Source organism: Fictibacillus nanhaiensis (assembly GCF_049537595.1).
Taxonomy (GTDB): Bacteria; Bacillota; Bacilli; order Bacillales; family Fictibacillaceae; genus Fictibacillus; species Fictibacillus nanhaiensis_F.
On sequence record NZ_JBMULM010000001.1, the window covers coordinates 1911588 to 1928228 of the forward strand.

The following is a 16641-nucleotide window of genomic DNA, read 5'->3' on the forward strand; positions in this document are numbered from 1 at the left end:
CAATAAAAATTTTTAACAGCTACCCCCAAAATCGAATGCTAATATCGAATCATATAACTGAGACTATACTTGCATCCTCATTATTTCTTGGTAGGCCTCAACAACTTTATTACGAATCTCAAGAGTCGTTTGCATCGTTACACTTGCTTTTTCAGCCGTGATCATCACTTGATGGAGGTTATCCATATTTCCGTTCATCAAACCTTGAGTAGCTTGATTAGATTGCGCTTGTGTCTCACCCAACGTATCTAAAGCTCCTTTTAGATAGCTCTTAAAATCTTCTTGAGCTTCATATGGTGTCACTTTTGCGATTGAAGTTGGATTACTGATGTTCTGAAGTGAACCAATTGAAATTTTGTCCATGATTTAACACCCCTAACGGCCAATTTCTAATGCTTTTAAGTACATTCCTTTTGCTGCGTTTAGTGCAGTAACATTTGCTTCATACGATCGAGTAGCACTCATTAAATCGACCATCTCTTTTAGTGGGTCTACATTCGGTAGTTGAACAAATCCTTCTTCGTTCGCATCAGGATGTTCAGGTTGATAAACCGTTTTAAATGGTGTTTGATCATTTACGATACCATTCACTTTGACGCCAGCCATTTTTCCGTTATTAACAGCTTTATTGAACATATTTTTGAAACTAGATTCACCCGAACCTAAAACGACCATTTTACGTCGATACGGTTCCCACACACCGTTTTTATATTCTCCGCGTGTCGAATCGACATTTGCCATGTTAGAGGAAGCAACATCCATCCTAAGCCGTTGAGCCGTTAGACCGGATGCAGATACATTCATTGCATCAAAAACTCCCATATTTATCTCCCACCTTTAACAACCATCTTAATCGAATTAAACTTTCCATTGATCCGCTGTACAAGTGTCTGATAATAAAGTTGATTCTTTGCTAATTCTGCCATCTCTTTATCTACATCCACATTATTTCCGTTGTGATTCATCACTGTATTCGTTTTTTCTCTCACACTAAAAGAAGAGGATGTTTCAGTACCGAATGAAAAGTGACGCTGATCTGTACGATGGGCTTGCAAGCTTTTTTTGAATTCCTGGTTAAAGACAGTTTCTTTAGCTTTATATCCAGGTGTGTCCACATTAGCTAAGTTATTTGAAATGGTCTTTTGTTTTAATGCTGATCCATCTAATGCCATCTCTAAATTTCTTATGACTGAGCCAGAGAACAAGTTCACCACTTCCCTCTTTTATACTATAGAAGTTTCATATAATGTTAAATCTTACCTCACTATCATATTTTAAGTGATATATCCAAAAAGTGTCTATGTATTTTTTCCCAAACTGACTTTTTTCGATAGAAAGGACTATATTTCGACCGTGACTTTGGACCCAATTTCAAAAATAGTAATAAAATCCCTATATTTATACGGTTTTTGGTACCTCTTTACCACTTCCACACACAATCGACAAATATTTACAAATTTATCCTTTTTCGTCGTTTCTTTATGTACAATGATTAAATAACACAAGTTTTTTTCGAAAATTTTCTATTTAAGTCTTCCATTAAAAACATCTTAAAAATTGTTGATAGAGTACCCAGAAGTTTATATGAACAAATAAATGAGATTCATATTTCGTACATGCCGTTTTTATTGGCACAAAAAAAATCCAGCTCTGGTTTACAGAGCTGGACCTTATTATTGGTTATTATGAAGTTTTAAGCTTTTCAAGTTCAAGCAAGAACTTATCGTTCAACACTTTGATATACGTTCCCTTCATACCTAGAGAACGAGATTCAATTACACCTGCACTCTCTAACTTACGAAGCGCGTTTACGATTACAGATCGAGTAATACCCACTCTGTCTGCAATCTTACTTGCTACAAGCAATCCTTCGTTTCCTTCTAATTCTTCAAAAATATGTTCGATCGCTTCTAGCTCACTATATGATAATGAACTGATCGCCATTTGGACAACTGCTTTGTTACGAGCTTCTTCTTCGATCTCTTCCGCTTTTTCACGAAGGATCTCCATTCCAACAACTGTAGCACCGTACTCAGCAAGAACTAGATCGTCTTCTTCAAATGATGTAGATAGTCTTGAAAGAATAAGAGTTCCTAGTCTTTCACCGCCACCAACGATCGGAACGATTGTCGTTAATCCCGTTGAGAACAAATCTTTGTTCTCAACAGGGAATGCTGTATAATCGCTCTCTATATCAATGTTTGAAAGAGACTCTGTAATGTTGAAAAGATTTTTTGTGTAATCAGTAGGGAATTGACGATCCTCGATCATCTTCTTCATACGCTCGTTCTCAATTTCTTGTTTAAGAGCGAGGCCTAACAGTTTACCACGACGGCTGACTACAAAAATATTTGCTTCAATCACCGTACTAAGTGTTTCAGCCATCTCTTTGAAGTTTACTTGTTTACCACCTGTTTGTTGAAGCATCGAGTTGATACTTCTTGCTTTGTTCAATAAATTCATTGTATTTCTTCCTCCTACTGCATCCTATAATATATATTGGCTCAGATCCTTGTTCTTTGCGATGTTAGCCAGTTTTTCTTCTACATACTCGGGTGTAATGGTAATTTGATCTAAGCTGATATCAGGCGCTTCAAAAGATAGATCTTCTAATAAGCGTTCTAATATGGTATGAAGTCTTCGTGCACCAATATTATCGGTGTCCTGATTCACTTCATAGGCAATGCTTGCAATCTTAGCAATAGCATCGTCAGAAAATTCAACATTTATACCTTCCGTACTTAATAGAGCTTTATACTGTTTTATGATCGCATTATCAGGCTCTATTAATATACGTGTAAAATCCTCAACAGACAAGCTATTTAGTTCAACTCTGATCGGAAATCTTCCTTGCAGCTCTGGAATGAGATCTGAAGGCTTAGAAATATGAAAAGCTCCAGCTGCAATAAACAGGATATGATCCGTCTTGATCGAGCCATACTTCGTCATTACTGTAGAACCTTCAACGATCGGAAGGATATCTCGTTGAACACCTTCACGGCTCACATCAGCAGAGTTCTGGTTCTTTCCTGCAATCTTATCGATTTCATCTATAAATATAATACCTGTTTGTTCGGTCTTGTAAACTGCTTCACTCGTAACATCATCCATATCGATTAGTTTTGCCGCTTCATCTTGCGTCAATACTTTACGAGCTTCTCGAACAGTGAGTTTTCTTTTTTTCTTTTTCTTCGGCATAAGTCCACCGATCATATCCTGCATGTTCATGCCTACTTGTTCCAGACCCGAACCTTGGAACATGTCTAGCATAGAAGGATTCTGCTCTTCTACTTCTACCGTAACAAGATGATCCTCCATCTCACCAAGCGCAAGCTTCTGTGCCATTTGGTTTCGTCTCTGTCTAAGATCTGAAACATCATCTTGCTGAGGCTTTTGTTCCTGTTCTTGATTACCGCCACCAAAGAACATCTCTAGCGGGTTTTTAAAGCTTGTTTCTGTTTTTTTACCAGGAACTAAGAGCTCTACAAGTCTTTTATTAGCATTTTGCTCAGCTTTGTCTTTTACATCATTCATCTTCAGCTCTTTTACAAGTCTTACTGAAGTTTCAACGAGGTCACGTACCATCGAATCAACGTCACGCCCAACATAACCAACTTCAGTAAATTTAGTTGCTTCAAGTTTAATGAAAGGAGCTTGAGCTAGTTTTGCTAACCTTCTAGCAATCTCTGTCTTCCCTACACCAGTAGGTCCAATCATCAGAATATTTTTAGGTGATACTTCATCACGAAGCTTGTCGTCGAGCAAACTTCTTCTATAACGATTACGAAGCGCAACAGCGACAGCTTTCTTTGCATCGTTTTGACCTATAATATACTGATCTAACTTTTCAACAATTTGTCTTGGAGTTAATTGACTGTTCATTGCAACCGCTCCTTTACTTTTTACAATTCTTCTAAAACAATCTCTGTGTTCGTGTAAACACAAATTTCGCCAGCAGTCTTTAAAGATGCAAGAGCGATTTCTTTTGCAGAGAGTTCAGGGGCATGGTTCTTCAGTGCCCGACCTGCAGCTAGAGCATAATTGCCACCTGATCCAATCGCGAGAATTCCATCGTCTGGCTCAATAACTTCACCAGTTCCAGAAATCAATAACATATGCTCTTCGTTCATTACGATTAGTAGAGCTTCAAGCTTTCTAAGAACTTGATCTGTTCTCCATTCTTTTGCCATCTCTACTGATGCACGCTGCAGATTTCCGCTGTATTCTTCTAACTTGCTCTCAAATTTTTCATAAAGCGTAAATGCGTCTGCAACCGAGCCTGCAAACCCAGCAAGCACTTTTCCTCCGAAAAGCTTTCTTACCTTCTTGGCAGTATGTTTCATTACAACAGCGTTGCCGAATGTAACCTGACCATCTCCAGTCATAGCGGACTTGCCGTTATGCTGAATCGCAAAAATGGTAGTAGCATGAAATGTTGACATTGAAAAATCCCTCCCTTTTTGTTTTTATGCTCGAGGATGCGCATTATTATAGATTTTTTTCAAATGACTTTTTGAAACATGTGTATAAACTTGTGTAGAGGAAAGATTAGCATGCCCTAAAAGCTCTTGAACCGCTCTGAGATCTGCGCCTTCATTCAGCATGTGGGTCGCAAACGTGTGCCGCAAAACATGCGGGCTGATATGTATCGTAAGGGAAGATTCCTCTATTAGTTTATTTAATATAGTTCTTACGCCTCTAACGGTTAAAGGTTCCCCTTTATAGTTTAAAAATAATGCATCCGACTTTTTCTCCGTTTTATCTAACAGCAACTTGCGACCGTCCTGTATATACTTTTCAAGAGATTCTCTCGCGAACGATCCGATCGGAACATATCTTTCTTTTTTACCTTTTCCTTTAACAAGCGCTATCTCTACATTTAAATCAAGATCCTTTAACTGCATCTTACACAATTCACTGACACGAATACCAGTTCCGTACAGTATTTCGAGGATAGCTTGATTTCTTTGTCCCATGGGGGTTGTAACATCAGACACATTAAAAAGCCTCTCCAACTCTTTTTCATAAAGAAATTGAGGAAGCATTCTTGCTTTTTTAGGGAGTGATGCCATAGCGAAAGGGTTATGTTCTTCCACGATCTTTTCGCGGTTTAGGAAACGATAAAAACTTCTCATCGCCGATATCTTTCTTGCTACTGTATTTCGAGCATACTTCTTCTCATGAAGAGTCACTAAATATTGCCTGACTAAAACATAAGAAACAGCAGCGAATCCTTCGATTGCTTGCTGTTTCAAAAAAGAAGTAAAATCATTAATGTCTTTTTCATAGTGTTCAATCGTATAAGGTGAACAATTCTTCTCGATCATTAAATAATTCAAGAAATCCACCACGTGTTGGCGTTCTGATACCATTTCATACACCTCACAAAGCCCCTAAATCGTAACACAATTTAGGGGCTAAATCAATACATGTTCACAAATTTGTTATAAAATTCTGAATTGTTTCCAACGCTCTATTAGCTAGAGCTGTATTACGCTCTTGTTTATTTTTGATTCTCTTCTCAAGAGGTGGAAGAAGTCCAAAGTTAGCATTCATCGGTTGAAAATTATCTGGATTCGCAGTCGTAATATAGTACGCCATGCTTCCGATCGCCGTCTCTTTAGGGAAAACAGCTAGTTCTTCGCCATTAACCAACTTTGCAGCATTAATACCTGCGATCAATCCTGAAGCAGCACTTTCAACGTACCCTTCAACACCAGTCATCTGACCTGCAAAGAAAAGATCTTTTCTTGCTTTTAACTGATACGTCTCTTCTAAGAGGCGTGGAGAGTTCAAGAACGTATTGCGATGCATTACACCGTAACGTACTACCTCTGCGTTCTCTAAGCCTGGAATCAGTCTTAGAAGCTCTTTTTGAGGTCCCCATTTAAGGTGTGTTTGGAAACCTACAATATTATATAGAGTTCCTGCACTGTTATCTTGTCTTAATTGAACGACTGCATAAGGAATCTTGCCTGTTTTCGGATCTTCGAGACCGACTGGTTTCATCGGTCCGAACAATAATGTTTTCTTCCCTCTTTTAGCCATAACTTCAACTGGCATACAACCTTCGAAAAAGATCTCTTTTTCAAATTCTTTTAGAGGGACTGTTTCAGAAGTGATTAACGCTTCATAAAAACGGTCAAATTCTTCTTCAGTCATCGGACAGTTTAGATAAGCTGCTTCACCTTTGTCGTAACGAGACTTTAAATACACCTTGTCCATGTCGATGCTGTCTACTTCGATGATCGGTGCAGCTGCATCGTAAAAATAGAGATACTCTTCACCCGTTAATGAGTTTAGCGATTTTGATAAGTTATCAGAAGTTAGAGGTCCTGTCGCAATAATAGTTGGACCTTCAGGGATCTCTGTAACTTCTTCAGTGATCACCTCAACATTAGGATGATTCTTAACTCGCTCTGTCACAAGACTAGCAAATTCGTGACGGTCGACCGCCAGAGCTCCACCAGCAGGAACTGCACAATCATCAGCTGATGAAATAATAACAGAGTTTAATTTTCTCATCTCTTCTTTTAGTACACCGACAGCGTTCGTTAGTGTATTAGCACGAAGTGAGTTCGAACATACTAGTTCTGCAAACTTCTCAGTATGATGAGCCGGTGTTTGTCTAACCGGTCTCATCTCGTATAATTTTACTTGAATTCCTCGGCTAGCGATCTGCCAAGCTGCTTCACTACCAGCAAGACCTGCTCCGATTACGTTAACATGTTGATTCATGAAGATAAACTCCTTACTTTGCTTCCTCTTCAGCATAATCGCAAGAGACACACTGTACGACTTTGCCTTTTTTCGTTTTCTTTTCTACTAACATACTATTACACTTCGGACATGTTCTGGCAATAGGTTTATCCCAAGATACGAATTCACAATCTGGATAACGGTTACATCCATAGAAAAGTCTCTTTTTCTTACTTTTCCGCTCTACGATTGTTCCTTCATGACAAGTCGGACATGTAACACCTATGTCTTTTACGATTGGTTTCGTGTTTCTGCAGTCTGGAAAGTTAGAACAAGCCATAAACTTTCCAAAGCGTCCCATCTTATAGACCATCTCATGTCCACATTTCTCACAGTCTTCACCTGCTGGCTCATCTTTGATCTCTACTTTTTGCATTTCTTCTTCTGCAATCTTTAGTTTCTTTTCAAAGCCTTTGTAGAAGTCATCAATGATTCTGATCCAGTTTTCTTTTCCGTCTTCAACTTCGTCAAGATCACTTTCCATCTTGGCAGTAAATTCAACGTTGAATACTTCAGGAAAGAATTCCAGTGTCATCTCTAACACAAGACCACCAAGTTCTGTTGGAACAAACTTCTTTTCATCAAGAGCTACATATCCACGTTTTTGAATCGTATCCAGTGTTGGTGCATATGTTGACGGTCTGCCTATACCCAGTTCTTCCATCGTACGAACAAGTCTTGCTTCCGTATATCGTGGAGGAGGCTGTGTAAAATGCTGAGTTGGTTCAAGATCTTTTTTTTCTACATTCATGCCTTCTTGAACATCTGGCAGAATACGATCTTCTTCTTTTTTCCCGTCATCATTGCCTTCAACATAGACTTTCATAAATCCAGGAAACTTAACCTTAGATCCAGTCGCGCGGAAGTTGATCCCGTTGTTTTCTAGATCCACTGTCATCGTATCAAGGACAGCTGATGCCATCTGGCTCGCTAAGAATCGTTCAAAAATCAGCTTATATAATCTGAGTTGATCTCTTGAGAGATAATTCTTCAAATCACGTGGATGATACATGACAGAAGTTGGACGAATCGCTTCATGGGCATCTTGAGCGTTCTTTCCAGATTTCTTCTCCACTCTTGATTTGTTCACGAACTGCTCTCCATATTCTTTTTCAATGAATTCGGCAGCTTCCGTCTTAGCTGTATCAGATATACGTGTCGAATCTGTACGCATATAGGTGATCAGACCGACTGTACCTTCTTTACCAAGATCGATTCCTTCATATAATTGTTGTGCGAGCATCATCGTCTTTTTAGCTCGATAATTTAATTTCCTAGCTGCTTCTTGTTGAAGTGAAGAAGTGATGAAAGGCGGCGAAGGATTTCTGCGTCTTTCTTTTTTCTGAACAGAATCGATCTTAAACTGTTTACCTTTTATCGTGCTTAGAATCTCTTTCACTTCTTCTTCGTTGGAAAGTTCTTTTTTCTTGCCGCCAGTTCCGTAGAACTGTGCTTCAAAATCCTCTCCAGAAGCACTAAAGATTCCTTTAATCTTCCAATACTCTTCTGGTTGGAAAGCTTCAATCTCTTTCTCTCGTTCAACGATCAATCTGACCGCAACCGTTTGTACACGTCCGGCGCTCAATCCTTTTTTGATCTTCTTCCATAATAACGGACTAACTTTATACCCTACTAGTCTGTCAAGCACCCTTCTTGCTTGCTGTGCATCAACTAAGTCCATATTGATCTTTCTTGGTCTTTTAAAAGAATCTTTTATCGCATTTTTTGTAATCTCATTAAACACAACTCTACATTCAGAATCTAAATCCATATCCAAACTGTGAGCAAGATGCCATGCAATTGCTTCACCTTCGCGATCCGGGTCAGCTGCGAGAAAGATGCGTTTTGCTTTTTTCGCTGCCGTTTTTAAATCTTTTAAGATAGGACCTTTTCCACGGATCGTAATGTATTTTGGTTCATAGTTTGCTTCTACATCTACGCCAGTCTGGCTTCTGGGAAGATCACGAACATGTCCCATAGATGCTTTAACGTCATATTTGCTCCCTAGATACTTTTTTATTGTCTTTGCTTTGGCGGGAGACTCAACAATGACTAAATATTTTTCCATTTACAGTTTATCCCCCTTTAAGGGTTTAGTGAAATCTTCCCTATTATTAAATAATGTATCTGCATTTGTCAAACTGTTTCCTCATTTAAATGAAAACGGTTAGATACTTTCGTTTTGAATATCTTCTGCACTCATGACTAATTTTGCGCCATTTTGAATCAAAAAATTGGTCCCGTTGGCACACTCTTCTAAAATCGATCCTGGAATTGCAAACACATCTCTTCCTTGTTCGAGTGCTTGATCAGCTGTAATTAAGGAACCACTCTTTGTTCGTGCTTCAGCAACAAGTGTTGCACGGCTGAGACCGCTTATTATACGGTTACGAAGCGGAAAATGCCAGCGTTTTGGTGTAACCTGTGGAGCAAACTCAGATAACAAGATTCCTTGTTCACTAATCTTTTTAGCTAATGCTCTGTTTTCTTGCGGATAGATCTGTAACAAGCCAGAGCCTAGAACTGCTGCTGTTAAGGACTTGTGTTGAATACTTAACTCATGAGCGAACGTATCAATCCCTTTCGCTAATCCGCTGATCACGATCCAATTATCATCAATTAAAGGAGTAAGTACTTTTTCTAACGCTTGTTTTCCCTGTTTGCTAGGATGACGAGTACCGACAACACTAATCATTTTATCCCGATTTAGGATTGTCCAATCCCCTTGTCCGTAAAGAACCCATGGCGGGTCATAAATATTCTTTAACAGCGGAGGATAATTTTTATCGAATACCGTAACTGCTGAAATAGATTGTCTCAACAGATTCTTCATTATGTATGTACTATTAAATTGTTTCATGTGTTGATAGAGGCGATTTGCCGTTAGGTCACTGTAACCAAACGACATTTTCAACCTGCGAACATCCATTGAAAAAACAGATTTCAGTTCAGGATCAGCTACAACTACTGCTTTTAATTGATTCCAAGTCAGTCCTTCGCAATGATGAAGAAAAATCAAGCGTTCTTTATCCAATCTTCATTCCTCCTCATGAAACAATTCAATGTAAATAAAAAGCTCCCGATCTGGGAGCTTTTCACGTTGTAATCGTTATTACGCTTTTGCTTTGTTTGTTACACAGCGGTCATATAGATCGTTTTCTTTTAAAGCTTCTACTAAAGTCTCACCCATTACTGAAGGCGTTGCTGCAACTTTAATTCCACAAGCTTTCATCGTTTTGATCTTTTCATCAGCTGTACCTTTTCCACCAGAGATGATCGCACCAGCATGCCCCATACGTTTTCCTGGAGGCGCCGTTTGACCACCGATGAATCCTACTACAGGTTTTGTCATGTTCGCTTTAACCCATTCAGCAGCTTCTTCTTCAGCAGTTCCACCGATCTCACCGATCATGATTACTGCATATGTGTCCTCATCTTCGTTAAATGCCTTTAAAACGTCGATAAAGTCTGTTCCGTTGACTGGGTCTCCCCCGATACCAACTGCTGTAGATTGCCCGATCCCACGCTCTGTAAGCTGATGTACAGCTTCATACGTTAATGTACCAGAACGTGACACAACCCCAACATGACCTTTTGTATGAATGTATCCTGGCATGATACCGATCTTACATTCTTCTGGAGTAATTACACCCGGGCAGTTCGGACCAACTAGACGTGTCTTCTTGCCTTCCATGTAGCGCTTAACTTTTACCATATCCAATACTGGAATACCTTCAGTAATACAGATTGCTAGATCAAGTTCAGCGTCAACAGCTTCAATGATCGCTTCTGCAGCAAATGCAGGCGGAACATAAATAACAGAGGCGTTAGCTCCAGTTTCTTTAACTGCATCCACAACGGTGTTAAAAACAGGAAGACCTTCAACTTCTGTTCCACCTTTACCTGGTGTAACACCGCCTACAATTTTCGTACCATATTCAAGCATTTGTTTTGTATGAAAAAGACCAACAGAACCTGTAATACCTTGAACGATAACTTTTGTATCTTTATTAATAAAAATGCTCATGCATCCATCCATCCTTCCTACGATGTTTTCTCTATTACTTAACTAAAGCTACGATCTTTTCTGCACCATCAGCCATAGAATCTGCAGCTGTAATGTTTAGACCAGATTCTTTAAGAATCTTTTTACCAAGATCAACATTAGTACCTTCTAAACGCACAACAAGAGGTAACTCAAGACCAACTTGTTTCGTTGCTTCAACAACGCCGTTCGCGATAATATCACATTTCATAATTCCACCGAAAATGTTAACAAAGATTCCTTTAACATTTTGGTCAGAAAGAATAATCTTGAATGCTTCTGTTACCTTCTCAGTAGTCGCGCCGCCCCCAACGTCAAGGAAGTTAGCCGGGTCGCCGCCGTAATGTTTAATGATATCCATCGTTGCCATAGCAAGTCCAGCACCATTAACCATGCAGCCAATATTTCCATCTAGAGAAATGTAGCTAAGATCGTATTTAGATGCTTCGATTTCTTTTGCATCTTCTTCTTCAAGATCTCTGTATTCTAAGATGTCTTTGTGACGGTACAAAGCATTAGAATCAAAGTTCATCTTTGCATCAAGTGCCATAACATTTCCGTCACCTGTTACAACTAATGGATTGATTTCTGCGATTGAACAGTCTTTTTCAACGAAAGCCGTATATAGACCAATCATGAATTTCACTGCTTTTCCTACTAATTCAGTAGGGATGTTGATGTTATAAGCAAGTCTTCTTGCTTGGAATGCTTGAAGGCCGATCGCTGGATCGATTACTTCTTTGAAGATTTTTTCAGGTGTCTTTTCAGCCACTTCTTCAATTTCAGTTCCGCCTTCTTCAGATCCCATCATAACAACACTAGATGTTGCACGATCTAATACAAGACCGATATAGTATTCTTTCTTAATATCACAGCCCTCTTCGATAAGTAAGCGCTTAACTTCTTTACCTTCTGGACCTGTTTGATGAGTTACAAGAACTTTTCCTAAGATTTCATTTGCGTATGTACGCACTTCATCGATATTTTTAGCGACTTTAACGCCACCTGCTTTACCGCGGCCACCTGCGTGGATCTGTGCTTTAACTACAGATACAGTGCTCCCCAGCTCATTAGCAGCTTCTACTGCTTCTTCAACGGTAAATGCTACTTTCCCGTTTGGAACAGCCACACCATATTTTCTAAGTATCTCTTTACCTTGGTATTCGTGGATATTCATTTACTCTCCATCCTCCTATCATGGTGAAAACTTAAAGTACCGTTATCATTGTATAAGACCTAGTCTATTATGTCTACTATTCTTCAGAAAATTGCAAGCGCATACACCTTTTTAGCCAAAATAAAAAACCAAAATCACTGTTAAATGACTTTGGTTTTATCGCTTTTTCGTCCCCTTTAGGAACGAAAACACCTTCTTTTTTCATTTGTTTTTTTCGTTTTTCTGTTTCTTGATGATTTTAGGTGTTATTGCTTCAGATTCAGCAGCTGAACGGTACATTCCAAACTCTTCAGCCATCTCTTCTTTAAATTGGTTCACTAATTGTTCGGATTGCTGTACGACTAATTTATTCTTAGGCATTAAAACACACTCCTTTAAAGATAGGAATGCCCCGTTTCAAAGAAATTTATGTAGATTTCCCTGCTTCTTTATCCAATTTATAAATAAAAGCAAACAGTTCAGCGACCACTTCATACAATTCTTCAGGTATACTTTCTTCGATCTCTAGTTTAGATAATAAATGAACTAAAGAAGGATCTTCCTGAATCGGTATGTTATGATCTTCTGCGGACCTTAGTATCCGCTCTGCTGTTTCACCTTTCCCCTTTGCAATAACTACCGGCGAGGTAGATTCGAGCGGACTATACTTTAACGCCACAACTTCTTTTTTATGATCACTCATACTCTAAGATCCAATCCTTTATATGAAATAGAAGTCTCGTTATTTTTTATCTTTTCGTTTTGAGAACTAAATTTAACGGATGATAGCGTATAATTCATGTTCTTCATACTAATCTTTAACATCTTTAATAACGGTTCAGAAAATTTTTCGATAGCAGGATGCGAATTATAAACTTTTAATGAAACGATTCTGTTTTGAATATGCACATCTACAGCTACATCATTTAGATGCTTCATCTCTAACCAAAAAAGCATCCTACAATGATCTGGATCGATTCCTTTTGCACCTTGCTTTTTGCTTTCCCAACGAACGGTCATCTCTTTCGGGTTTTCCGATCCATTGAATGGAATATGAAGGATAAATTGCTGCATGTTCTCGTTGCTTTGAATATTCTGTAACTGTTGAGAAGTAAGTTTATTTAATGCTTGTTCTGTTTTTTGCTGTAAGATCTCAGGCAGCTCTAAACGGTCAGCGTTCTGTTGCAGGTAGAGTAGTTGTGACTTTAACGTTTCCGTTTGTTTTAATTGTACTGGGTCTAATAAAATGTTTTTTTCATGCAATAGTCCAGATTTAATCAGCCACTTTTTTGCGGCTGTAATAAATTCTTCTGATGGGTTCTGATTTGTTTCTTTAGAAACCTTGATCACATCGTCTCTTAATTGTGTTGGTAGATTTTCTTCCACATCATATTTACCCCTCTGAACCTTTATTGGGTCTGGAAGTTTTCCGTTCAATGGCATAACGATGTCTGCTGTGTTTTTAATATCCATACTTCTCACTCTGTCTTGAATTGGAACCTGTTGCTTACTTGCCTCGCTACCTTTAAATACAAAGAGATCCTTTAATAGCTCTACGGTTTTCGAAACAGCATTGTCTTTATGAATAAAGGGCAAGAGAGCCTCATAGAGCTGTTTGAACTCAACACTTGATCCTGCATTGCTTTTCAGACTGAAAGCAACTGCTTGAACAATTTCTTGCTTAGGAGGCAGTTGAAGTTCCAACATACGGTGAACAACTGCTTTTTTTTCATAGAGTGGTAACGCGTTTGTGAATTTTAAAACCTCGGAAACGGCTTTTATGTTCTCTTTTAATAGAGGTAATTTTTCTATGATCGCAAAATCAACTGCTTTTTTGTTTATATCGGATGTCGGAAGGCTCCATCTCGATAAAATCTGTTCTGAAGTAGACTTAATGGGATCTAAGTCCATCTTTTTTAAATAGATCGCACCGTTCTTCTCAGACACTTCGAATAGATAGTTTTCTCCTTTGATTAAAGGCGCTTCTAATTTGGCATAAAGTGTTGAGCCATTATAAAGGACCTTCGCTGATTGATCAGGGAAGATTTCTAAAATCTTAGCAGATATAAATTGATTAAGCTTTAAAAGTAACGGTTCATCCATTGATCTAGCAGGGATTAACGATTTACCATTCACTTGGTTGAGTTGTAACAGGTTAATCACTTCCTGTAATTTTAATAAGTTCTCCTACCGGACTAAATGATCTACGATGAATGTCTGTCGGGCCGAACTGCTGCAGTGCAAGTAAATGTTCCTTCGTTCCATAACCCATATTGGAATTCAATCCATATTGAGGATATTTTTCATGAAGGCTCTGCATATATCGATCTCTTGTAACCTTTGCAACGATTGATGCAGCCGCGATAGAAATACTTTTCTCATCACCTTTTATTATTTTTAATTGGTCGATCGCTAACGGAACCTCCATAGCATCAATTAAAAGCTGATCTGGAGTAGCATTCAGCGAGCACACCGCTTCAGTCATTGCCAACTTAGACGCTTGGTAAATGTTGATGTCATCGATCTGATCTGGTTGCACTAAATGAACACTGTAAGAAATCGCATCTTTCAAAATGATCTCATAAAGGGCATCTCTTTTTTTCTCAGACAATTTTTTAGAATCATTAACCCCAGGTAACATATACCCTATAGGTAGAATAACCGCAGCAGCCACAACAGGACCAGCTAACGGCCCACGGCCGACTTCATCTACACCCGCGATCAAGGTTTTCCCCTGTGCTTGGCATTGCTCTTCGTAAGTATGCATAAGCTTCAATCTCGTTCTTTCAGCTTCTTCTCGCTCTAAGCGTTTTGAGAAAGATTGAAATAATTTTTGTGCACCTATTCTTTCATCTTCAGATAGGATGTTTAGTAGATGGATCATCTCATTATCTTCACTGGATTTTAATTTTTGTTCCCATTCTTTTATCGACAGTTTCATGTTCATCACGCTCTTTATGTATGTATTATCGGCTTTATATACGTTCTTTTTAGAAGATGTTTTCGTATTACATAGATCCTCTCTGGAAGTAGTCGCTTTCCGCTCCAGGTCGCTCGCTTTCCATGGGGCGAACGGTGAGCCTCCTGCCGCTTTGCGCCTTTAGGAGTCTCCACCTGACCGCTCGTCCCATAGGAGTCTCGCGACCTTACGCTCCAATCGACAGGCTAAAGAAGATTTGAAAACATCCACTACAAAATTTTTGGCCCGGAAATTTTAAAAACAGGCACTTCGTAAGCGCCTGTTCAGTTACTTCTATTTAATTTCAAAGTCATTTGGGCGCTCATATGACAAGCGTCCAAGCTTTTCTGCTCGAAGGTCTCTTAACACAATCTCAGCAGTCTTTTCAAGATCCACTTCTCCGCCACTCATCATACATCCACGTTTCTTTCCGATCTCTTCGAAAAGGGGCAGTGAGTCATCTGGAATCTCAGACAGCTTGTATCGTTCAACTAGACGCTCTTCGTAGTGTTCTTTTAAATATTTAATCGCATATAAGACTACTTCAGTAAAATCAAAGAGAGTTTCTTTAATCGCTCCTGTAACTGCTAATTTCAAACCGATTGATTGGTCTTCAAACTTTGGCCACAGAATTCCTGGAGTATCTAATAATTCTAATGTCTTACCTGCTTTAATCCATTGCTGCTTTTTCGTTACACCAGGCTTATCTCCTGTTACAGCAATATTTTTACCAGCCATACGGTTGATGATCGTGGACTTACCAACGTTAGGAATACCAACAATCAGCGCTCTGACCGCACGAGGTTTAACGATTCCTTTTGCTCTCATCTTATCGAACTTTTCTTTTACTAGTTCATGAGCAAGCGGTTCTATTTTTTTTATCCCTTTTCCATCTTGCGAGTTGATAGCAAGAGAGGGAATGCCTTTTTCTGAAAAATAACTTTCCCACATTGATGTCACTTTTGGATCAGCCAGATCAGCTTTGTTCAAAAGCACAATACGAGGTTTTTGACCCAGAATTTCATCGATCATAGGATTTCTTGAGGCTAGAGGAATTCTAGCATCTACTAACTCAAATACGACATCGATCATCTTGAGTTTTTCAGTTATTTCCCTTCGCGCTTTGGCCATATGTCCAGGAAACCATTGAATGGTCATGTTATCTTCACCCTACTTTACAAATCCAATATCCTTTAACGGCCAGAAACGGAAAGATGCTTTACCTAAAATCGTTTCGTCATCCACAGTTCCAATATTTCGGCTGTCTTGAGAATTTCTTCGGTTGTCACCTAATACAAATAGCTGACCTTGAGGAACCTTTTGCTTACCCGTTACTTCAAGTAACTTAAAATCATAAGTGAAGTTTCCGTCTTTTGTTTTCTTTTTATACGCTTCTAGGTATTCTTCTTTTACCTGCTTACCATTTACATAAAGTGTATCATCTTTATATTCGACTGTATCTCCAGGTAGACCGATTACTCTTTTTATGTAATCTTTTTCTTCGGTAGCATGGAAGACTACAATATCGAATCTTTTCGGATCACCAATCACATAAGAAAACTTGTTAACGATCAGTCGATCTCCGTTGTGCAGAGTTGGCATCATAGATTGTCCATCGACCACGACGGGTGCGAAAAGAAAAAATCGGATGATCCCTGCTAATAATAAGGCTGCCGCTAATGCTTTAATCCATTCCCACGTTTCGTTTTTTGTACGTGCCAT

At 38.9% G+C, this 16641-nt stretch carries 18 protein-coding genes; all 18 read right to left on the minus strand.

Features of this window, described 5'->3' with window-relative positions; translation table 11 throughout:
• Positions 1–63: 63 nt before the first annotated feature.
• The 18 genes from fliE to lepB all read right to left on the minus strand — a co-directional run bounded on the left by fliE (position 64) and on the right by lepB (position 16641).
• Positions 64–363, minus strand: coding sequence for a flagellar hook-basal body complex protein FliE (fliE, locus tag ACOZ9X_RS09610; protein WP_423417973.1), 300 nt, complete (start codon positions 361–363; stop codon positions 64–66).
• Between the two features lie 12 nt (positions 364–375).
• Positions 376–822: a flagellar basal body rod protein FlgC gene (flgC, locus tag ACOZ9X_RS09615; protein ID WP_191753629.1), complete on the minus strand. Its 447-nt coding sequence runs from the start codon at positions 820–822 to the stop codon at positions 376–378.
• Between the two features lie 2 nt (positions 823–824).
• Entirely contained in the window at positions 825–1211 is a 387-nt protein-coding gene (flgB, locus tag ACOZ9X_RS09620) for a flagellar basal body rod protein FlgB (protein ID WP_416731499.1), read from the minus strand.
• A 472-nt stretch (positions 1212–1683) separates the two neighbouring features.
• The gene (codY, locus tag ACOZ9X_RS09625) at positions 1684–2463 is read right to left on the minus strand and encodes a GTP-sensing pleiotropic transcriptional regulator CodY (protein ID WP_066393642.1); all 780 of its coding nucleotides are present in this window, start codon (positions 2461–2463) and stop codon (positions 1684–1686) included.
• Between the two features lie 24 nt (positions 2464–2487).
• Entirely contained in the window at positions 2488–3882 is a 1395-nt protein-coding gene (gene hslU, locus ACOZ9X_RS09630) for an HslU--HslV peptidase ATPase subunit (protein WP_137789674.1), read from the minus strand.
• Positions 3883–3902: 20 nt separating this feature from the next.
• A complete protein-coding gene (gene hslV, locus ACOZ9X_RS09635; protein ID WP_137789675.1) occupies positions 3903–4442 on the minus strand; it encodes an ATP-dependent protease subunit HslV in 540 nt (179 codons plus the stop codon).
• A gap of 24 nt (positions 4443–4466) precedes the next feature.
• Positions 4467–5372: a tyrosine recombinase XerC gene (xerC, locus tag ACOZ9X_RS09640; protein ID WP_423418260.1), complete on the minus strand. Its 906-nt coding sequence runs from the start codon at positions 5370–5372 to the stop codon at positions 4467–4469.
• Positions 5373–5433: 61 nt separating this feature from the next.
• Positions 5434–6738, minus strand: a complete 1305-nt coding sequence (trmFO, locus tag ACOZ9X_RS09645; protein WP_144700793.1) for an FADH(2)-oxidizing methylenetetrahydrofolate--tRNA-(uracil(54)-C(5))-methyltransferase TrmFO — start codon at positions 6736–6738, stop codon at positions 5434–5436.
• 13 nt (positions 6739–6751) lie between these two features.
• Positions 6752–8827 carry a type I DNA topoisomerase gene (gene topA, locus ACOZ9X_RS09650; protein ID WP_423417974.1) on the minus strand — a complete coding sequence of 692 codons (2076 nt, stop codon included), beginning with the start codon at positions 8825–8827 and terminating at the stop codon, positions 6752–6754.
• 99 nt (positions 8828–8926) lie between these two features.
• Positions 8927–9793, minus strand: coding sequence for a DNA-processing protein DprA (gene dprA, locus ACOZ9X_RS09655; RefSeq protein ID WP_423417975.1), 867 nt, complete (start codon positions 9791–9793; stop codon positions 8927–8929).
• A gap of 78 nt (positions 9794–9871) precedes the next feature.
• Positions 9872–10786 (minus strand): succinate--CoA ligase subunit alpha, encoded by a 915-nt coding sequence (sucD, locus tag ACOZ9X_RS09660; protein WP_153238551.1) that lies wholly within the window; start codon positions 10784–10786, stop codon positions 9872–9874.
• A 34-nt stretch (positions 10787–10820) separates the two neighbouring features.
• Positions 10821–11981, minus strand: a complete 1161-nt coding sequence (gene sucC, locus ACOZ9X_RS09665; protein ID WP_137789680.1) for an ADP-forming succinate--CoA ligase subunit beta — start codon at positions 11979–11981, stop codon at positions 10821–10823.
• A 201-nt stretch (positions 11982–12182) separates the two neighbouring features.
• A complete protein-coding gene (locus ACOZ9X_RS09670; RefSeq protein ID WP_137789681.1) occupies positions 12183–12341 on the minus strand; it encodes a small, acid-soluble spore protein, alpha/beta type in 159 nt (52 codons plus the stop codon).
• A gap of 46 nt (positions 12342–12387) precedes the next feature.
• Positions 12388–12663, minus strand: coding sequence for an EscU/YscU/HrcU family type III secretion system export apparatus switch protein (locus ACOZ9X_RS09675; protein WP_423417976.1), 276 nt, complete (start codon positions 12661–12663; stop codon positions 12388–12390).
• Positions 12660–14123, minus strand: a complete 1464-nt coding sequence (locus tag ACOZ9X_RS09680) for a hypothetical protein (protein WP_423417977.1) — start codon at positions 14121–14123, stop codon at positions 12660–12662. Before ACOZ9X_RS09680 ends, ACOZ9X_RS09675 begins: the two co-directional genes overlap by 4 nt.
• Complete coding sequence (locus tag ACOZ9X_RS09685) at positions 14116–14901, minus strand: ribonuclease HII (protein ID WP_423417978.1); 786 nt, start codon at positions 14899–14901, stop codon at positions 14116–14118. Before ACOZ9X_RS09685 ends, ACOZ9X_RS09680 begins: the two co-directional genes overlap by 8 nt.
• A 312-nt stretch (positions 14902–15213) precedes the next feature.
• A complete protein-coding gene (gene ylqF / locus ACOZ9X_RS09690) occupies positions 15214–16077 on the minus strand; it encodes a ribosome biogenesis GTPase YlqF (RefSeq protein WP_153238555.1) in 864 nt (287 codons plus the stop codon).
• Between the two features lie 12 nt (positions 16078–16089).
• Positions 16090–16641: a signal peptidase I gene (gene lepB, locus ACOZ9X_RS09695; protein ID WP_423417979.1), complete on the minus strand. Its 552-nt coding sequence runs from the start codon at positions 16639–16641 to the stop codon at positions 16090–16092.

Excerpts from the sequence above, each read along its gene's own strand:
- ACOZ9X_RS09685 (WP_423417978.1), bottom strand. The coding sequence starts at position 14,901 with ATGAAACTGTCGATAAAAGAATGGGAACAAAAATTAAAATCCAGTGAA.
- trmFO (WP_144700793.1), bottom strand. The coding sequence starts at position 6,738 with ATGAATCAACATGTTAACGTAATCGGAGCAGGTCTTGCTGGTAGTGAA.
- hslV (WP_137789675.1), bottom strand. The coding sequence starts at position 4,442 with ATGTCAACATTTCATGCTACTACCATTTTTGCGATTCAGCATAACGGC.
- topA (WP_423417974.1), bottom strand. The coding sequence starts at position 8,827 with ATGGAAAAATATTTAGTCATTGTTGAGTCTCCCGCCAAAGCAAAGACA.
- ylqF (WP_153238555.1), bottom strand. The coding sequence starts at position 16,077 with ATGACCATTCAATGGTTTCCTGGACATATGGCCAAAGCGCGAAGGGAA.
- sucD (WP_153238551.1), bottom strand. The coding sequence starts at position 10,786 with ATGAGCATTTTTATTAATAAAGATACAAAAGTTATCGTTCAAGGTATT.
- ACOZ9X_RS09670 (WP_137789681.1), bottom strand. The coding sequence starts at position 12,341 with ATGCCTAAGAATAAATTAGTCGTACAGCAATCCGAACAATTAGTGAAC.
- fliE (WP_423417973.1), bottom strand. The coding sequence starts at position 363 with ATGGACAAAATTTCAATTGGTTCACTTCAGAACATCAGTAATCCAACT.
- xerC (WP_423418260.1), bottom strand. The coding sequence starts at position 5,372 with ATGGTATCAGAACGCCAACACGTGGTGGATTTCTTGAATTATTTAATG.
- codY (WP_066393642.1), bottom strand. The coding sequence starts at position 2,463 with ATGAATTTATTGAACAAAGCAAGAAGTATCAACTCGATGCTTCAACAA.
- sucC (WP_137789680.1), bottom strand. The coding sequence starts at position 11,981 with ATGAATATCCACGAATACCAAGGTAAAGAGATACTTAGAAAATATGGT.
- flgC (WP_191753629.1), bottom strand. The coding sequence starts at position 822 with ATGGGAGTTTTTGATGCAATGAATGTATCTGCATCCGGTCTAACGGCT.
- ACOZ9X_RS09675 (WP_423417976.1), bottom strand. The coding sequence starts at position 12,663 with ATGAGTGATCATAAAAAAGAAGTTGTGGCGTTAAAGTATAGTCCGCTC.
- lepB (WP_423417979.1), bottom strand. The coding sequence starts at position 16,641 with ATGGCACGTACAAAAAACGAAACGTGGGAATGGATTAAAGCATTAGCG.
- hslU (WP_137789674.1), bottom strand. The coding sequence starts at position 3,882 with ATGAACAGTCAATTAACTCCAAGACAAATTGTTGAAAAGTTAGATCAG.